General features: G+C 68.5%; 17 protein-coding genes. 4 read left to right on the top strand and 13 right to left on the bottom strand.

Features of this window, described 5'->3' with window-relative positions; all coding sequences use genetic code 11:
• Positions 1–326: 326 nt before the first annotated feature.
• The 7 genes from ABIB25_RS02615 to ABIB25_RS02585 all read right to left on the bottom strand — a co-directional run bounded on the left by ABIB25_RS02615 (position 327) and on the right by ABIB25_RS02585 (position 8,081).
• On the bottom strand, positions 327–815 hold the full coding sequence (locus ABIB25_RS02615) for a beta-class carbonic anhydrase (protein ID WP_354526836.1): 489 nt from the start codon (positions 813–815) through the stop codon (positions 327–329).
• A complete protein-coding gene (zwf, locus tag ABIB25_RS02610; protein ID WP_354526835.1) occupies positions 815–2,188 on the bottom strand; it encodes a glucose-6-phosphate dehydrogenase in 1,374 nt (457 codons plus the stop codon). The genes ABIB25_RS02615 and zwf overlap by 1 nt, the downstream gene beginning before the upstream one ends.
• A 10-nt stretch (positions 2,189–2,198) precedes the next feature.
• A complete protein-coding gene (gene cobA / locus ABIB25_RS02605; protein WP_354526834.1) occupies positions 2,199–3,446 on the bottom strand; it encodes a uroporphyrinogen-III C-methyltransferase in 1,248 nt (415 codons plus the stop codon).
• Positions 3,443–4,822 (bottom strand): MFS transporter, encoded by a 1,380-nt coding sequence (locus ABIB25_RS02600; protein WP_354526833.1) that lies wholly within the window; start codon positions 4,820–4,822, stop codon positions 3,443–3,445. Before ABIB25_RS02600 ends, cobA begins: the two co-directional genes overlap by 4 nt.
• Before the next feature lie 63 nt (positions 4,823–4,885).
• Positions 4,886–5,212 carry a Rieske (2Fe-2S) protein gene (locus ABIB25_RS02595; RefSeq protein WP_354526832.1) on the bottom strand — a complete coding sequence of 109 codons (327 nt, stop codon included), beginning with the start codon at positions 5,210–5,212 and terminating at the stop codon, positions 4,886–4,888.
• The gene (gene nirB, locus ABIB25_RS02590) at positions 5,209–7,734 is read right to left on the bottom strand and encodes a nitrite reductase large subunit NirB (protein ID WP_354526831.1); all 2,526 of its coding nucleotides are present in this window, start codon (positions 7,732–7,734) and stop codon (positions 5,209–5,211) included. Before nirB ends, ABIB25_RS02595 begins: the two co-directional genes overlap by 4 nt.
• The gene (locus ABIB25_RS02585) at positions 7,734–8,081 is read right to left on the bottom strand and encodes a molybdopterin oxidoreductase (protein ID WP_354526830.1); all 348 of its coding nucleotides are present in this window, start codon (positions 8,079–8,081) and stop codon (positions 7,734–7,736) included. The genes nirB and ABIB25_RS02585 overlap by 1 nt, the downstream gene beginning before the upstream one ends.
• 231 nt (positions 8,082–8,312) lie before the next feature.
• On the opposite strand from ABIB25_RS02585, the gene ABIB25_RS02580 reads away from it, so the two are divergent.
• Complete coding sequence (locus tag ABIB25_RS02580; RefSeq protein WP_354526829.1) at positions 8,313–8,930, top strand: GNAT family N-acetyltransferase; 618 nt, start codon at positions 8,313–8,315, stop codon at positions 8,928–8,930.
• Positions 8,931–8,987: 57 nt separating this feature from the next.
• Entirely contained in the window at positions 8,988–10,145 is a 1,158-nt protein-coding gene (locus ABIB25_RS02575; RefSeq protein ID WP_354526828.1) for a uroporphyrinogen-III synthase, read from the top strand.
• 21 nt (positions 10,146–10,166) lie between these two features.
• Here the strand turns inward: ABIB25_RS02575 and ABIB25_RS02570 are convergent, their stop codons facing one another.
• The 6 genes from ABIB25_RS02570 to ABIB25_RS02545 form a co-directional block, all read right to left on the bottom strand.
• Entirely contained in the window at positions 10,167–10,520 is a 354-nt protein-coding gene (locus tag ABIB25_RS02570) for a DUF952 domain-containing protein (protein WP_354526827.1), read from the bottom strand.
• Complete coding sequence (locus tag ABIB25_RS02565) at positions 10,520–12,205, bottom strand: ribonuclease J (protein ID WP_354526826.1); 1,686 nt, start codon at positions 12,203–12,205, stop codon at positions 10,520–10,522. Before ABIB25_RS02565 ends, ABIB25_RS02570 begins: the two co-directional genes overlap by 1 nt.
• Positions 12,202–13,125 (bottom strand): 4-hydroxy-tetrahydrodipicolinate synthase, encoded by a 924-nt coding sequence (gene dapA / locus ABIB25_RS02560; protein ID WP_354526825.1) that lies wholly within the window; start codon positions 13,123–13,125, stop codon positions 12,202–12,204. Before dapA ends, ABIB25_RS02565 begins: the two co-directional genes overlap by 4 nt.
• Positions 13,126–13,151: 26 nt before the next feature.
• Positions 13,152–13,817, bottom strand: a complete 666-nt coding sequence (locus ABIB25_RS02555; RefSeq protein ID WP_354526824.1) for a TIGR03085 family metal-binding protein — start codon at positions 13,815–13,817, stop codon at positions 13,152–13,154.
• A gap of 95 nt (positions 13,818–13,912) precedes the next feature.
• A complete protein-coding gene (gene thyX, locus ABIB25_RS02550; RefSeq protein WP_354526823.1) occupies positions 13,913–14,656 on the bottom strand; it encodes an FAD-dependent thymidylate synthase in 744 nt (247 codons plus the stop codon).
• Positions 14,656–15,201, bottom strand: a complete 546-nt coding sequence (locus ABIB25_RS02545; RefSeq protein ID WP_354526822.1) for a ferritin — start codon at positions 15,199–15,201, stop codon at positions 14,656–14,658. The genes thyX and ABIB25_RS02545 overlap by 1 nt, the downstream gene beginning before the upstream one ends.
• Before the next feature lie 116 nt (positions 15,202–15,317).
• On the opposite strand from ABIB25_RS02545, the gene ABIB25_RS02540 reads away from it, so the two are divergent.
• Both ABIB25_RS02540 and ABIB25_RS02535 read left to right on the top strand, forming a co-directional pair.
• A complete protein-coding gene (locus ABIB25_RS02540) occupies positions 15,318–15,902 on the top strand; it encodes a toxin-antitoxin system HicB family antitoxin (RefSeq protein WP_354526821.1) in 585 nt (194 codons plus the stop codon).
• A 55-nt stretch (positions 15,903–15,957) separates the two neighbouring features.
• Entirely contained in the window at positions 15,958–16,920 is a 963-nt protein-coding gene (locus tag ABIB25_RS02535) for a DUF4097 family beta strand repeat-containing protein (RefSeq protein WP_354526820.1), read from the top strand.
• Positions 16,921–16,957 lie beyond the last annotated feature (37 nt).

Raw genomic sequence — 16,957 nt, 5'->3', positions numbered from 1 at the left:
GGAAGCACGTGTCGCGGGGGCAGCGACGGATGCTCGGGCACGTGACGACCCGGCTCCCGTCGTCTTCGCGCTCCCGGGCGAGCCGGACTTGGTCCCGGCAGCAGACTTGCTCGCCGCCGCAGATCTGGTTGCCGCCGCCGACCGGCCCGAAGCGCTGGACCTGGGTGCAGCGACGCGCGACTTCGCTCCAGTGGAGGCGCCGCTGCCCGAACGCGGACGCGATGAAGCAGAGGTCTTTCCGGCCATGGAGGTCACGCTAGTCGCTGCAGTCACTCCTGTCCCAGTTGCCACACCGGTTCACCCAGCCGCGGAACCGGGGGCATGGGTCAGGTGACCTCCTCCAGGCGTGCCGTCGCGATGTCGAAGATGAATCCGCGGACGTCGTCGCGGTGTGGGATCCACCCGCACCCGCGCACCCGGGCGAGGGAGGCACGCATGGTGGCGTGCAGGTCATGGAACCCCGGGACGTCCCACGGTGGCGTCTCGCCCGATTCGGCCGCGAGCTTCTCGCGGAACGTCTCGTCGTCGAAATCCTGCATGCCGCACTGGGTGTGGTGGATCAGCACCACCTCCCGGGTGCCGAGCGCGCGCTGGCTCAACGCCAGCGACCGCAGTATGTCGTCGGTCGGCAATCCGCCCGCGTTGCGCATCAGGTGGGCATCACCGATGTCCAGACCCAACGCCCCGAACAGATCCAGGCGCGAGTCCATGCACGAGATGACGGCCAGGCGCAGCTTCGGCCGCAGTGGCCGCGGCCCCGGGAACGTCGCGGCGTACTGCTCGTTGGCGTGCAACAGGTGATCGATGGCCGACATCAGATCGACACCGGGTGCCACGGGTCGTCGGTGCCCTCGAGTGCCTGCGGACCCCAGGTCCCCCGGTAGTAGGGCGACGGCCGCTCCTGGTGATCCAGGATCGGCTCCACGATGCGCCATTCCTGTTCGATGGTGTCCTCCCGTGCGAATCGGTGCCGTCGCCCGTCCATGGCGTCGTCGAGCAGGCGCTCGTAGGCCTCCTGACGATGCCCCAGAGCCGCGGCGAAATCAACATTGAGGTCGACCGACTGCGTGATCGTCGCGATGCCGGGGGCCTTGGCCTGGAGGGTCATCGTCAGGCCGTCGTTGCTGCCCAGCCGGAACCTGATCAGGTTGGCATCGGGCAGGGCCGCGTCGTGTCCGGTGAACAGCAACCGCGGCGGACGCCGCAGTTCGATCACCGCCTCGGTGGCCCCGCCGGGCATGCACTTGCCGGTGCGCACGTGGAACGGGACGCCGGCCCATCGCCAGGACTCGATCTCGAGCGTGGTGGAGACGAACGTCTCGGTGGTCGAATCCTTCTTCACCCCCGGCTCGTCCAGGTATCCGACGTACTGGCCGAGCGTCGTCGTGGCCGGGTCTATCGGGTGGATCTGCTTGAGGACCTTGAGTTCCTCGTCGCGGTAGGCGTCGGCGTCATCGGCGATGGGGGGTTCCATCGCGAGCAGTGCGATCACCTGCAGCAGGTGGTTCTGCAGGACGTCACGGACGGCCCCTACCCCGTCGTAGAAGCCGGCCCGGCCCTCGGTGCCGAAGGCCTCGGCCATGGTGATCTGCACGCTCGCGATGTAGTTGCGGTTCCACAGTGGCTCGAGCAGCGTGTTGGCGAACCGGAAGACGAGGAGGCCCTCCACCGACTCCTTGCCGAGGTAGTGGTCGATGCGGAAGATGTCCGGCTGGTCGAACGCGGCGGCGAGACAGTTGTTGAGCTGACGCGCCGAGGCCCGGTCGCGGCCGAACGGCTTCTCCACGATGACCCGCCCACGAGCGGCCAGACCGACCGAGTGGAGGCCCTCGACCACGTCCTGGAAGACCGACGGCGGAATCGCGAGGTAGAACACCGGCCGGACCGAGTCCACCAGTTTGTCGGCGAGCATCTTGTAGGTCTCGGGATCGCTGTAGTCGCCGACCACCATCGACAGGGCGGCCGCCATCTCACCGAAGACCGCCTCGTCGACCGGCCCGGCCGACGTCAGCACGTCGCGGGAGTGGTCGCGCAGCCGCTGGTCGTCCCAGTCGGACCGGGCCACGCCGATCACCGGCATGCCGAGGCGGCCGGCCAGGGCCAGCTGGTAGATCGCCGGGATCAGCTTCTTGCGGACCAGATCACCGGAGGCTCCGAACAACACCACCGCGTCGGCGCGGACCTGCATGACATTCTCCTCAGGAGTACGGGATGAGCCGGGGCTCCGGCGACGTCCGCGCGAACGAGGCGACCCCGCCGATGACGATCACCGCCGGCGCGCGCACACCACGCCGACGGGCGATGTCGGCGATCCCTCGTAGTGTGCCAGTGGTGACCCGCTGGTCCGGGCGGCACCCGTTCTCGATGATCGCCACCGGCGTGGCACCGGACATCCCGCGCTCCAGCAGTTCTCGGCCGATGGTCGGCAGGGCGGCTACTCCCATCAGGACGACGAGGGTGCCGTCGCCCCTTGCCAGGGTGGCCCAGTCCGCGGTGACCAGCCCGTCCTCGTCGTGGCCGGTCAGCACCGTCACCTGACGGGCCGTCCGCCGGTGGGTGACCGGGATGCCGGCGGCCAGCGGCACGGCGAACGCGCTGGACACACCCGGGACCACCGACACCTCGACGTCGGCGTCGCGACAGGCGGCCACCTCCTCGGCGCCCCGCCCGAAGACGAACGGGTTACCACCCTTGAGCCGGACCACCTGACGCCCGGCCTTGGCGTGGTCCACCAGCAGATCGTTGATCTCCCCCTGCGAGGCCAGGTGATGCCCGGCGGCCTTGCCGACCTCGACCACCAGGACGCCGGGTCCGAGTTCGTCGAGCACCTCCCGAGGCGCCAGCCGATCCACCACCACCACGTCGGCCTCGGCCAGTGCCCGGCGCCCGCGAAGCGTCAGCAGATCACCCGCACCGGGACCGCCGCCCACCAGGGTGACCCGACCGGGACCGCCGCGCGCCCGCCGCAGCGGCAGCGCGCCGCTGTCCATCGCCCAGCCCACCGCGTCCCGGATGGCCACCGCCCTCCGCGGATCGGCACCATCCGTCGTGGAGACGCTGACGGTCACCGATCCCCGTCGGAGCACCGCCGGCGATCTGGTCCCCGGCCGGGGGCCCTCGGTCGAGGGCGACGTCCGGACGCAGAAGATCCGCGATGCCTCGCCTTCCGCCTCGACGGCTCCGTCGGTATCCCGGTCCCCGGTCGCGGCGAACGCCAGCCAGGCACCGTCGAGGTCACCGGGCAGGTAGTCGCGGTCCTGCCACCGCACCTGACCCGCGTCCGCCGCCTCGGCGAAGTCGTCGCAGAGGTAGGGCGCAATCACCCTGACGAGCGCCCCGGCTTTCAGAGCCGACGAAGCTTTCCGCCAGGCCACCGGTCCCCCGCCGATGACGACGACCAGCCGGCCGGCGATCGACAGGTGCAGAGGCAGCAGGCCGGGTGTCACACGCCGACCAGCCGACTCGGCGAGTTCCGGACGTAGACCGTCCAGGTCACGGCGAAGCACAGTGCATAGAACACGATGAACACGACGTACGCGGCGTTGGCCGATCCGGTGGACAGGAACGACTGGCGGAACGCGAGGTTCACCAGCACGCCGCCGAAGGCACCGATCGCGCCGGCCACGCCGATCAGCGCCCCGGACAGCCGGATGGACTCGGCCGCAGTGGTGACCTCGTCCGCGCCGGCGGCGATCTTCATCGCCGCCTTGGCCTTGAAGATCGCCGGGATCATCTTGTAGACCGAGCCGTTGCCGAGGCCGGAGAAGACGAAGAGCAGGATGAACCCGATCAGGTAGAGCGGAAGGGACTTCGCCAGGGCGGCCGAGAGCACCAGTGCCGCACCGAGAGCCATGGCGATGAAGTTGTAGAAGCTCACCTTCGCGCCGCCGAACCGGTCCGCCAGCATGCCGCCGTAGGGCCGCACGACGGAGCCGAGCAGCGGGCCGAGGAACGTCAGGTTGGCGGCCTTGACGGGGGTGGAGAAGGTGCCCTTGAACTGGACCTGCAGCACCTGGCCGAAGGCGAAGCCGAAGCCGATGAACGATCCGAACGTGCCGATGTACAGCAGCGCGATGATCCAGGTGTTCCTGTCCCGGCAGACCCTGCGCATGGCGCCTCTGGCGTTGGAGGCGACGGTCAGGTTGTCCATCGTCAGGGCCGACCCGAGGGCCACCAGGACGATCAGCGGGATGTAGACGGCCACCATCACCCGCGGGTGGGCAGCCCCGGCAGTGCCCAGCACCAGGAGACCCACCAGCTGGACGACCGCGACACCGAGGTTGCCCCCGCCGGCGTTGAGGCCGAGTGCCCAGCCCTTGAGGCGCTGCGGGTAGAACGCGTTGATGTTCGTCATCGACGACGCGAAGTTGCCGCCACCGACGCCGGCCACCGCGGCCGCGATGATCAGCGTCGAGTACGACACACCGGGCTTCAGCACGATGGCGATGAAGATGGTCGGCAGCAGCAGGAGCAGCGCGCTGAAGATGGTGAAGTTGCGGCCGCCGAATTTCGCCACCGCGAAGGTGTAGGGCAGCCGCAGGATCGCGCCGACCAGCGTCGGCACCGCGGTGAGCAGAAACTTTCCGGCCGGATCGATGTGGTAGGTCGGCCCGAGGAACAGGACAAGGACGGACCACAGGCTCCAGACGGAGAAGCCGACGTGCTCGGACAGCACGGAGAAGATCAGGTTGCGGCGGGCGATCCTCGAGCCGCCGTTGTCCCAGAACTTCAGGTCCTCCGGACGCCAGTCGTCGATCCAGCGTTTGCCACGCGCCGGGGGTTTCGGGGCAGCGTCAACTTCGGTGTCGGTCGTCGAACTCATGGCGGGGCTCCATCGGGTGAGGGCTTGTCGCGTGGGGGCGTACGAAACGGGTGGAGCGAAAGATCAGGTCAGCGCCGGCGCCTGGATCACCAGCCGGCTGTCCTCGTCGACGGTCACCGACCACACGGACAAGGGCGGTTGACCACTGGTGGAACAACCGTCGGCGAGCGTGAACGCATTGAGGTGCAGCGGGCAGAGGACGACGTTCCCGTCGATCTGTCCGTCCGCGATGGGGCCGCCGCGGTGTGGGCAGACGGCCGAGACGGCATGCACCTGGCCGTTTCTCAGTCGGAAGACGGCCACCTGCTGACCGTGGACATCGAAGGCACGGCCCTCCCCGACCGGGATCTGGTCCACCGGGCCGAGCACGACGCCCGTGGTGGCGGTCATCGGACCGGCACCTGCGGAAGGACTTCCAGCGGCAAGGCGGTGCGGAACTGTCCGCTGGTGACCGGTTCTGCCCGCTCCTTCCAGGGATCCCGGTAGGCCGCAACGGCTTCCTCGATCGCGGCGTCGAGTTCGGCTGCAATGCCCTCGCTGTCGTCCACCACGATGGCCCGGATGGTGTCGATCCCGATGCGCGGCACGAACGCATAGGTCCGCTCCAGCCACTTGGCGTTCTGCCGGTAGTACTGCATGAAGCGCCCGGTCAGCGTCATCACCACGGCCGGGTCGTCCACGGTGGCCAGCAGGTCGCCCTTGCGGATGTGGGCGCCGGCCGCGCCGCCGACGTAGATCTCCCAGCGGCCGCCGTCGATGGCCACCACCCCGACGTCCTTGCAGAGGGATTCGGCGCAGTTCCGGGGACAACCGGATACCGCCAGCTTCAACTTCCCGGGTGACTCGAGGCCCTGGAACTTCGTCTCGATGGCTACCCCGAGAGCCGTGGAGTCACCGACCCCGAATCGGCAGAAGTCGCTGCCCACGCAGGTTTTCACCGTTCGGAAACTCTTGGCGTACGCGAAGCCGGACGGCATGTCCAGGTCCGCCCAGACGGCGGGCAGATCTTCCTTGCGGATACCGAGCAGGTCGATCCGCTGCCCACCGGTGAGTTTCACCAGCTTGATGTCGTACTTGTCCGCTACGTCGGCGATCCGGCGGAGCTGGTCCGGGGAGGTGACCCCGCCACGCATCTGCGGGACGACCGAGAAGGTGCCGTCACGCTGGATGTTCGCGTGCACCCGGTCGTTGATGAAACGGGAATCGCGCTCGTCGATGTACTCGGTGTCCCACATCATCTTGAGCAGCGAGGCCAGGCCCATCTTGGACTTCGCGTCCTCAGCACCTCCCGGGGCCAGCGCGGCGAACACCGCCGACGCGGACTTCAGGCCCTGCTCGCGGATGGCCGCCATCAGCACCGGCTTGTCCATCGGGATGCCCGGGACGTACCAGTTCGCCGATGGATCGACCTGGACTGCGTCGCCGGCGGCCCATTCGACGATCTGGCAGACGAGGGTCTTGCAGGAGCCGCACCCCTTACCGGCCCTGGTCTTGTCCATCACCGAGGCCACGGACCTGCAGCCGCCCTCCACGGCATGCACGAGCGCGCCCTTGGTGACGCCGTTGCAGTTGCAGACCTGTGCATCGTCGTCGAGCTCGGCAGCACCGACCTCGGCGGTAGGGGCGCCGAGATCGAACATCATCTCGAGCCGCTCGACCGGTAACGGCAGACCCCGGTCGAACGCCTGCATCAGGAACGCGACCTTGGAGGTATCGCCGAGAATGGTGGCACCGATGAGCTTCTCGTCGCGGATGACCAGGGACTTGAAGACGCCCTTCTTCGGCTCGGCGAACACCAGGTGCTCGTCGGTGTCCCGTTCCGGCCCCTGCAGACCCATCGAGGCCACGTCGACCCCGGCCACCTTGAGCTTGGTGGCGGTCCTGCTGCCGTGGTACGCGGCCTTCAGATCCCTTCCGCTCAGATGGTCGGCCAGCACGGCAGCCTGCTCCCACAGGGGTGCCACCAGCCCGTAGATCTCACCCCGGTGCTGCACGCACTCGCCGACCGCGTAGACGTCGTCGTCGTCGATGGTGCGCATCTGGTCGTCGACCACGATGGCCCGCTCGACGGTGAACCCGCTGGTGACGGCAAGTTCCACGTTGGGGCGGATGCCGGCGGCGACCACGACCATGTCGCACGCGATCTGCGGGTGTTCGAGAAGCCAGATGCCGGTGACCTTCTCGTCGCCCAGGATGGCAGTGGTCCGGGCCTTGAGGTGGACCTCGATACCGAGCTTCTCCACGCTCCGGCGCAGGATCTCGCCGGCCTGCGGGCCCACCTGGGCGTTCATCAGGTGGCCACCGGCGTGGACCACGTCGACCTGCAGCCCGTAGGCCTGCAGCCCGCGCGCCGCTTCCAGACCGAGGAGCCCGCCGCCGATGACGACCGCGCGGTTGTGGTGCTCGTGCTGCGCGTACTCGACCATGCCGCGGGTGTCGTCGATGGTCCGGAAGGCGAAGACACCGGGCTTGAGCGACCCGTCCTCGAGGTTGACGCCCTCCATGGACGGCATGAACGACCGGCTCCCGGTCGCGATGATCAGCACATCGTACGGGGTCACCGACGTCACGCCGTCCGCATCGAGGGCATGGACGAGCTTGGCGAACCGGTCGATCCGGGTCACCCGACTGCCGGCGAACAGGATGATGTCGTTCTCGCGATACCAGGACATCGTGTTGAGGAAGATGTCCTTGTCGCTCTCCTCGCCGGAGAGCACGTGGGACAGCATGATGCGGTTGTAGTTGCCGTAGGGCTCGTCACCGAACATGGTGATCGAGAACTGGCCCACTGCACTGCGTTCCAGGATCTCCTCGACCGTCCGGGCGCCGGCCATGCCGTTCCCCACCACCACCAGGCGGCGGGGTGTCGCCGGGCTCCCCACAACTCCGGGGCGCGGGAGGGTGGCCGTCATCAGACCTCCACGAGGCCGACGTCGATGACCACCGATCCGGTGAGTCCGTCCTGCGCCGCCACGTACAGCTCGACCGAACTCCCGGAGTCGATGTCCTCGACGACCCGCAGGGGCACGTGCACGTCGCCCTTGGCCCCGATCGGGAAATAGCGGATGGCCGCTCCGTCCTTCATCAGCACGACGGTGATCAGCTCGTCCGAGGTGTTGCCACCCCGGAAGTACAGTGCCTGGGCGACGGAGCCGTCCGGCACGACGTAGACCAGGCCGTCGTCCAGCGGTGCCGGTTTGTCGATCCCGACCCCCTTGAAATGGAAGATTCCCTGGAGGAATCGATTCTTGCTGGGCATGGGGTGGTCCTAACGTCGAGGGATCGGCGAGCGCCGGCCGCAGGCCTTGGCATCGGGAACAGCATCGCCAGCCGACGGGATCCCCCGGTGTCACCGGAGTTACCTGAGGGTTCCGTTTTCCTCACAGGGGCCCGGACCGCGATGTGCGGCCCCCGTGACGGCGCCCGCACACACGCCCCGCCCCGCGAGGTCAGGCCGACCAACACCGTCGGCTGCCCCTATCGTGTCGTCATGTCCTCCCGCAGACCGCTCACCGATGCGGTCACCCTGACCGGCACCCTGGTCACCCTCGAACCGCTGACGAGGGACCACCACGACGGCCTGGTGGCAGCCGCAAGCGACGGCGACCTGTGGGATCTCTGGTACACCTCGGTTCCCCGGCCTGAAGCAATGGCGGCCGAGATCGAGCGGCGCCTCGCGCTGCAGGCAGCCGGATCGATGGTCGCGTTCACCGCCCGGCGCAACGACACCGGAGCCGTCATCGGGATGACCACCTACATGAACGTCGACGCGGTCAGCCGCCGCCTGGAGATCGGGTCGACCTGGAACGCCGCGTCGGCCCAGCGGAGCGGCACCAACACCGAGAGCAAGCTGCTCCTGCTGCGCCATGCGTTCGAGTCGCTGGACTGCATCGCCGTCGAGTTCCGGACGCACTGGCTGAATCATCAGTCCCGGGCGGCGATCGCCCGGCTCGGGGCCAAGCAGGACGGGGTGCTCCGCAGCCACATGCTCACCGCCGACGGCACGATCCGCGACACCGTGGTGTTCTCGATCATCGCGATGGAGTGGCCGGCCGTGCGGAACGAACTGCTCCGCAGGCTGGCTGTCACCGATGCATCTCGGATGTAGCAGCGGGTTCACACGACCGACGCACGACAGTGACCGGAGCACGACAGTCTCGTAGGCGTGAGAGTCGAGCCGGCGAAGCCCGAACCCGAGGTCGGCCCGCTCGCTGGCTTCTCCGTCGGGATCACAGCGGCCCGCCGCCGGGAGGAGTTCGGAGCCGCGCTGGAGCGCCGCGGGGCGACCGTGCTGTACGGACCCGCCATCCAGATCGTCCAGGTCGAGGACAACGAGGCGCTCCGCGAGGTGACCCTCGAGTGCCTCCGCCACCCGCCCGACGTGGTGGTGGCCACCACCGGGATCGGGTTCCGCGGCTGGATCGACGCCGCGGACGGTTGGGGCCACGGTGAGGATCTGCTGGCCTGCCTGTCCATTGCGGTCCTCCTGGCCCGGGGTCCCAAGGCGCGCGGTGCCATGCGGGCTGCCGGGCTCAGCGGGGAGTGGTCCCCCGCCTCCGAATCCTCGACCGAGGTTTTGGAGCGCCTGCTGGAGATGAATCTGCAGGGGCGGCGGGTGGCCATCCAGCAGCATGGCGAGCCGTTGCCGGACGTCGTCCAGGCGCTCGAGGCGGCCGGAGCGACGGTGGTGCAGGTGCAGGTCTACCGGTGGCGTCCGCCGGTCGACCCGGTGCCACTGGAGAAACTGTGCCAGGCGGTCGTGGACCGCACCCTGGACGCCGTGACCTTCACCAGTGCGCCCGCCGCAGCCAGCTACCTGCAGGCCGCCGAGCGACTGGGGATCGCCCGGGCACTGATCGACGCGCACTGCCGTGACGTGATGGTGCTTGCCGTCGGCCCGGTCACCGCCTCCCCGCTCGACCGGGTCGGGATCCCGGTGGTCCAGCCGGACCGGGCCAGGCTGGGTTCCCTGGTCAGGGAGGTGGCCTCGCAGCTGCCGAACGCCCACGCGAAGCGGCTGGTCGCAGCGGGGCAGCGACTCGAGATCCGCGGGCACGGGGTGCTGCTGGATGGGCTCTACCTGAATCTGCCACCGACAGCGATGTCCCTGCTGGGGCGACTGACCGCCCACCCCGGTCAGGTGATCAGCCGCAGTGAACTCGCCTCGGCCCTGCCCGGCGGAAGTGCCGACGAGCACGCGGTCGAGATGGCCATCGGTCGCCTGCGCACCGCGCTGGGCAATCCGCGCATCATCCAGACCCTGGTGAAGCGCGGCTACCGCATCGCCTACGACCCCGAATGCGGATCGACCGGACGGTACTGACGTTTGTCGGCCTGACGCGCATCAGTCATTGACAGCGGGCAACTCCAGCTCGCCGGACGCGGACACCGGGACCGGAGCCGCGGACACCACCGCGACCACCGGCAGCGGTCCGTAGACATGCGGGAAGAGTTCCGTCCCGCCGCTGGTGTTCTCGGCCACCACCGGCAACCCGATGAGTGCCGGATCCACCACCAGCAGCACCACCGGAGCCTCGGGTTCGCGCCAGAAGCGTTGTGCCACGCCGGGCAGCTGGCTCGCGTAGGAGAAGTGCAGGAAACCCTCGGACTCGAGCGTCATGCCACGTCCGGAGATCCGGTACGAGCCGACCGTGACCGCGGCATCCCAATCGGCGGCGAAGGCCAGGTGGTAGATCATCAGACCGCGATGACGGTGGGGACGATCATCGGGCGGCGGCGGTACACGTCGCCGACCCAACGGCCGACCACCCGGCGGACGGACTGCGCCACCCGGTGCGGATCGGTGACGCCGTCCGACTCGAGCTGGGCCAGCTCGGCCTCGACCAGCGGGACGACCTTGGCCAACGCGTTCGGGTCGTCGGAGAAGCCGCGCCCGGAGATGGTCGGCGACTGCACCGCCCGGCCGGTGTGCGCATCGATGGCCACCGTGATCGCGATGAAACCGCCCTCGCCGAGGATGAGCCGATCCGACAGGGTGTTCTCGCCGACGTCGCCGACCGCGGCACCGTCCACGTAGACCATGCCGACGTCGATGTGCCCGGTGATCCTGGCCTTCCCGTCGATCAGGTCGACGATGGTGCCGTTCGGAGCGAGCACGACGCGCTCGGGCGGCACGCCGGTCAGCACTGCCAGCCGGGACTGCGCCCGCAGATGACGCCACTCGCCGTGCACCGGGATGACGTTCTTCGGCTTCACCGCGTTGTACAGGTACAGCAGTTCACCGGCCGAGGCGTGCCCGGACACGTGCACCTTCGCGACACCCTGGTGCACCACGGTGACGTTCGCCCGCGCCAGTTCGTTGATGACGGTGAAGACACTGGTCTCGTTGCCGGGGATCATCGAGCTGGCCAGGATGACGGTGTCGCCCTGGATCAGGTTGACCTGTCGGTGCTCGCCGCGGGACATCCGGGACAGCGCGGAGAGCGGCTCGCCCTGCGAACCGGTGGAGATCAGCAACACCTTTTCCGGCGGCAGCTCCAGGACCTTGTCCAACGACCTGACCAGCCCGTCCGGGACAGCTAGCAGGCCCAGTTCCTGGGCGATCTGCATGTTCCGGACCATCGAGCGCCCGACGAAGGCGACCTTGCGGCCATGGTTCTGCGCGGCGTCGAGCATCTGCTGCACCCGGTGGACGTGCGAGGCGAAGCTGGCGACGATGACCCGCTGCTTGGCGGAGCGGATGTAGTTGTCCAGCACCGGCCCGATCTCGCGCTCCGGCGCGACGAACCCGGGAACCTCCGCGTTGGTCGAGTCGACCAGGAAGAGGTCGACGCCCTCGTCGCCGAGGCGGGAGAACCCGCCGAGGTCGGTCAGCCGGCCGTCCAGCGGCAGCTGGTCCAGCTTGATGTCACCGGTGTGCAGCACCGTGCCGGCCGGCGTCCGGATGCCGACGGCCAGTGCATCCGGGATGGAGTGGTTGACGGCGAAGAACTCCAGGTCCCAGTCGCCGACCTTGCGGCGCTCGCCCTCGACGACCACCTCGAGCTTCGGGGTGATCTTGTGTTCCCGGCTCTTCGCGGCGATCAGGGCCAGCGAGAACTTGGCGCCGATGACGGGTAGATCCTTGCGCAGCCGGAGCAGCCAGGGGAGGGCGCCGATGTGATCCTCGTGCCCGTGGGTGATGACCACCGCGTCGATGTCGTCCACCCGGTCCTCGACCAATCGGAGATCCGGGAGGATGAGATCGACACCGGGCTGCGCGTCCTCGGGGAACAGCACGCCGCAGTCGACGACGAGCAGTCGCCCGTTGAATTCGTAGACCGTCATGTTGCGGCCGATCTCGCCGATGCCGCCCAGTGCGACGACCCGGAGGCCGCCCTTGGGCAGCCTTGGCGGAGGAATGGCCTTGGACGTTGCCGTCATGTGAGATTACCGATTTCTTCGAGGTCACGCGCTATCTGCGCAGTCTGATCGTGAGTGGCCGGGATTTGAGGCAGACGGGGATCGCCCACCTCGAAACCGGCGAGCCGCAGTGCGGTCTTGGCGAACACCAGGCCGGCTCCGCCTCCGGTTCGGGACATTGCCAGGTGAGCGGGCAACAGCGCTTCATGAATGGTGCGTGCCCTGGCGTAGTCGCCGGCCTCTGCCGCGTTCACCAGAGCCCGGACGTGCGGGCCGACGACGTGCGAGATGATGCTGACAACGCCGACCGCGCCGATGCTCATCCATGGCAGTGTCAGCGGATCGTCACCGGCGTAGTACGCGAGATCAGAGTTCGCGATCACCTGGGAACCGGCGAGGAAATCGCCCTTGGCGTCCTTGACGGCGGTGATCCGTGGGTGTTCGGCCAGACGCAACAACGTCTCCGGCGCGATCGCCACGATCGAGCGGGGCGGGATGTCGTAGAGCATCACCGGCAGGTCGGTGGCATCTGCCACCGCGGCGAAGTGGGCGAGCAGGCCCTCCTGCTGCGGCCGCGAGTAGTACGGCGTGACCACGAGAGTGCCGTGGGCCCCGGCCTTCTGCGCCTCCTTGGCCAGGCGGACCGAGTGCGCGGTGTCGTAGGTGCCGACGCCGGCCACGATGGTGATGCGATCACCGACGGCCTCCACCACGGTGCGGATGATCGCAACCTTCTCGGCGTCCGACGTGGTCGGCGACTCTCCGGTGGTTCCGTTGAGCACCAGACCGTCGTTTCCCTGGGACGCGAGGCGGACGGCCAGGGCCGCGGTGGCACCCAGATCGACTTCGCCGGCCGAGGTGAACGGGGTGACCATGGCTGCCAGAACCGTTCCGAACGGCCGGCCTTCGCGACCTGCCGGACCGGCGATGAGACTCGTCATACCGCAAAACTTACCGCCCCGCCGACCTACTTCCTGCCCGCCCGCACCGCGGCCACGGCCGCCGGGTCACCCGCGAACTCCAGTCGCACCTGCGACCGGCCGCTCAACCACAGCAGGATCTCCGCCACGCCGCCGTGCAGCGTGACCCCCTCTGCCGAGCCGTCACCGCCGACGAGTTCTGTGCTGGGCACCAGCACGATGGGCCGGTCGTGTCCGCCGGGGGTGTCCGTCAGCCAGGCGGTCATCGGTATGCCTGCCTTCTTGACCGAGCGCAACATCAGGCCGGAGGTGAGCATCGGGATCAGCTGGGAGCGGGTGGTCTCGGACAGGTCACGTGGTTCCCAGTCGGGTTGGCCACGGCGGGCGTCCTCATGGTGGATGAACATCTCCATCCCGTTCGCCTTCTCGTCGATCGGGCCCCAGCCGAGCGGGCTGAAGCCGGGCGGCCCTGACCGGTACAGCTCGATCTGGTCCGCCCACGGACGACTTCGATAGCCGGCGGAGACGCGCGCCGTCCAGCCGGCCAGCGGCTTGATCAACACGCCCAGCGCCGCGTCGAGGCGCCGTTCCCGCACCAGCAGATGGGCGAGCAGATCCGCGGTGTCCCACCCGTCGCACAGCGTCGGCTGGTCGGGGCCGAGGTGGCCGAACAGGTCGGCCAGGGCTGCACGTTCCGTCTGCGCGAGGGTCACTGGTTCAACCTACCGACCGCCGCTTCGGAGCTCCCGCCTCAGGCGTCGGCGGCGGTTACGGCGAGCGGCCCCAGGCATCGGCGGCGGCGAGCGGCTCAGGCATCGGCGACGAGCGGCGAAGCGGCGAGCTCGGTGCCGTCCGGCAGCTGGCTGATCCGGAAGTCGGCGAAGACACTGGGAGCCAGGTCCTGAAGCACCCGGAGCACTCCGACGGCCAGCGTGCGGATCTCGACGTCGGCCGCCTCGGTCGCGCGCATGCCGATGAAGTGCCGCCAGGCGCGGTAGTTGCCGGACACCACCAGCGCCGTCGTGGTGGCGGCCGGCAGCAACCCCGCGGCGTGCTGGCGGGCCTGTTTGCGGGCCAATGTGCCGTCGGGCGACTGCTCGGCCGCCTCTTCCAGTGCGGCCAGCAACTCGCCGTGCGCAGCCGCTGCCGCTTCGGTAGCAGCGGTGAACTTCTCATGCAGGGCAGGGTTTCTCGCCACCGCATCCGGTTCGACCACGGCTGGACCGCCGGGCGGCACGAACCGCGGTGACAACTCGGAGTTGGAGAAGTGCCGGTGCCTGAGGATCTCGTGGGTGACCGCCCGCGAGATGCCGGTCAGGTAGAAGGTGGCCGTGCTGTGCTCGAGGACGGACAGGTGTCCCACCTGCAGGATGTGGCGCAGGTATCCGTCGTTGGTGGCGGTGGCCGGGTTGGGTCGGTCCCACGACTGGTAGCAGGCCCGGCCCGCGAATTCCGCGAGCGCCTGACCGCCCTCGGCGTCACTCAGGAAGCCGACGTCATCAGGGGGGAGGAACTCGGTCCTGGCGATCAACCGGATGCGTGGATCGGTCACTACAGGGCGCCGCCTGCGGCTGTCGGTCCGGTACTGACACCGCTGTCGCCCACGGCTTCCCGCGCCAGGTAGGTCTCGACCTCGAACCAGTCGGAACCGGCCCGCTCGGCGATGGTCAGCAGGGTCGTCATCGCGGCGACCTCCTCGACCTGCTCGCTGAGGAACCACAGCATGAACTGCTCACCGAGGAAGTCGCTCTCCTCCCGGGCCTTGGCGAACAGGGCCTTGATCTGTTCGGTCACGGCGACCTCCTGGGCGAGCGCGATACGGACCGCATCGGAGATGTCCAGGAAGTCGGAGCGGACCTCGTCGATGCCCGGGATCGACACCGGCAGATCTCGGTCGAGCATCCACTGGACCATCATCATCGCGTGGTTCCGCTCCTCGACGGCCTGGCGGTAGAAGTGCGTGGCCAACTGCGGGAGGTCGCGGGCATCGAACCACACCGCCATGGCCACGTACTGCTGGCTGGCGTTGAACTCGTTGCGGATCTGGCTGCGGAGCAGTCCGGCATAGGTGGTGGTCGAGCTCTGGGTGATCGTCATTCCCCCATCGTAGGAGATCCAATCCCTGCGGGAGTGACGCCATTCTGAGGTGATCTGACGTCAATCAGCGTCAGATTCTCCTTGCGTGACGTCACTAATGGTGTCATAGTGGTGTCATGGACCTGAACCCGTACATCAGAAGCCTGCGCGAGGACCTCCTCGCCGCAGCAGCAATCGGCGACGAGGAAATCCGTCGCGCGGCCGCCATCCTCGGCGCCGCCATCGAGCCGGCCGGTCGGCTCGCCATCATGAACGCGCTCTCCGACCTCGCCGCCGAGGTGACCGAGGCTCTCGACCGCCACGTCGTGGAGATCAAGCTGGACGGCCGGGACGTCCGTGTCTCCGTGTCCGACCGCGGCGGACCGTCGTCGAACGCCTTCGAGACCCACGGTTCCGACGGTTCCGACGATGATCTCGACGGGGCAAGCCGTCACGGCCACCACCTGCACGCCGACGACCTGAGGCGGGCGATGCAGGAGGCTGGAGGCGAGTTGTCGCGCACGACCGTCCGACTGTTCAACGACCTCAAGTCGCAGGCCGAGCAGGCGGCCTCGGACCAGGGCGTGTCGCTGAACACCTACATCTCGCGTGCCGTCTCCGATTCGGTCCGCACTGCCGTGCCGCCGGGCATGAAGGGCAAGCGGGACAGCAACGGCCGCAGCGGCAACGGCCGTACCGTCACCGGATACATCAAGGGCTGATCTGCCCTCCTCCCCTTCCAGCCCAACGCCTTTGACCCCGACCTGAGGACTCCCCATGCACACCTTTCTCACCCCTGACGCGGTCACGCTCGAGATCCGCAACGCGGCCGGTCAGATCCACGTGAACCTGACCGACACCCAGACCACCACCGTCGACGTCATCACCTCCACCGGCCACCCACTTGGATTCATCGACGACTTCCTGAAGTCGTTCGGGACCGGGCGGGGCTTCGACGGCTTCGGCAAGGGCCGCCAGTCCGGCCCCCGCGGCGGCTTCGGCGGCTTTGGCGGCTTTGGCGGCTTTGGCGACCAGAGCACGGACGCCGACCCCAGCGGATGGTCCACCTCCACCATCACCGACCCGGCCGACTCCGTCCGGGTCGAGCACGTCGAGGGCGACAGCCCCACCGTCATCGTCGACACGAAAACCGCCCGGGACGGATGGCGCTCGTCCTTCGACATCACCATCAACGCGCCGGTCGGCTCCAACGTCCGGGTGCAGTCCAAGTCCGCTGACCTGACCGTTACCGGATCCACTCGACTCGCGGATGTCCGGACCGCCTCGGGCAACGTGAAACTCACCGAGACCCGCGGAAAGGCTCTGCTGCAGAGCGCGTCCGGTGACGTCTTCATCGACATCGCCGGTGACGACGTCGATGTCCGCACCGCATCCGGCGATGTGGTGGTCGGTCCGATCGGCGGTAGCGCGCTGGTGCACACGGCATCCGGCGACATCCGGCTCGGCGCTGTCACCGGAGACATCACGGCCCGCACCGTTTCCGGCGACGTCCAGGTGGCCGATGCCGTTTCCGGGCTGGCCCAGGTCAATGCCGTCTCCGGAGACGTCCGCATCGGCATCCACACCGGCTCGCTGGCCGCCATCGACCTGTCGACGGTCTCGGGCACCACCCGGACCGACTTCGAGGTGGCCGACGAGGTGACCGAAGGCGACGCGCCGATCCTGCAGATCAAGGTCAGGACGACCTCGGGCGACATCCTGCTGCACCGCGCCGCCTGATCTCGGGCCGCCTGATCTCGGGCCGCCTGAACTCCGG

Origin of the sequence: Nakamurella sp. UYEF19, assembly GCF_040546275.1 — a bacterium.
Lineage (GTDB): Bacteria > Actinomycetota > Actinomycetes > Mycobacteriales > Nakamurellaceae > Nakamurella.
The sequence above is the reverse complement of the archived record's forward strand: the minus strand, read 5'-3'. Positions and strand labels throughout refer to the sequence as shown.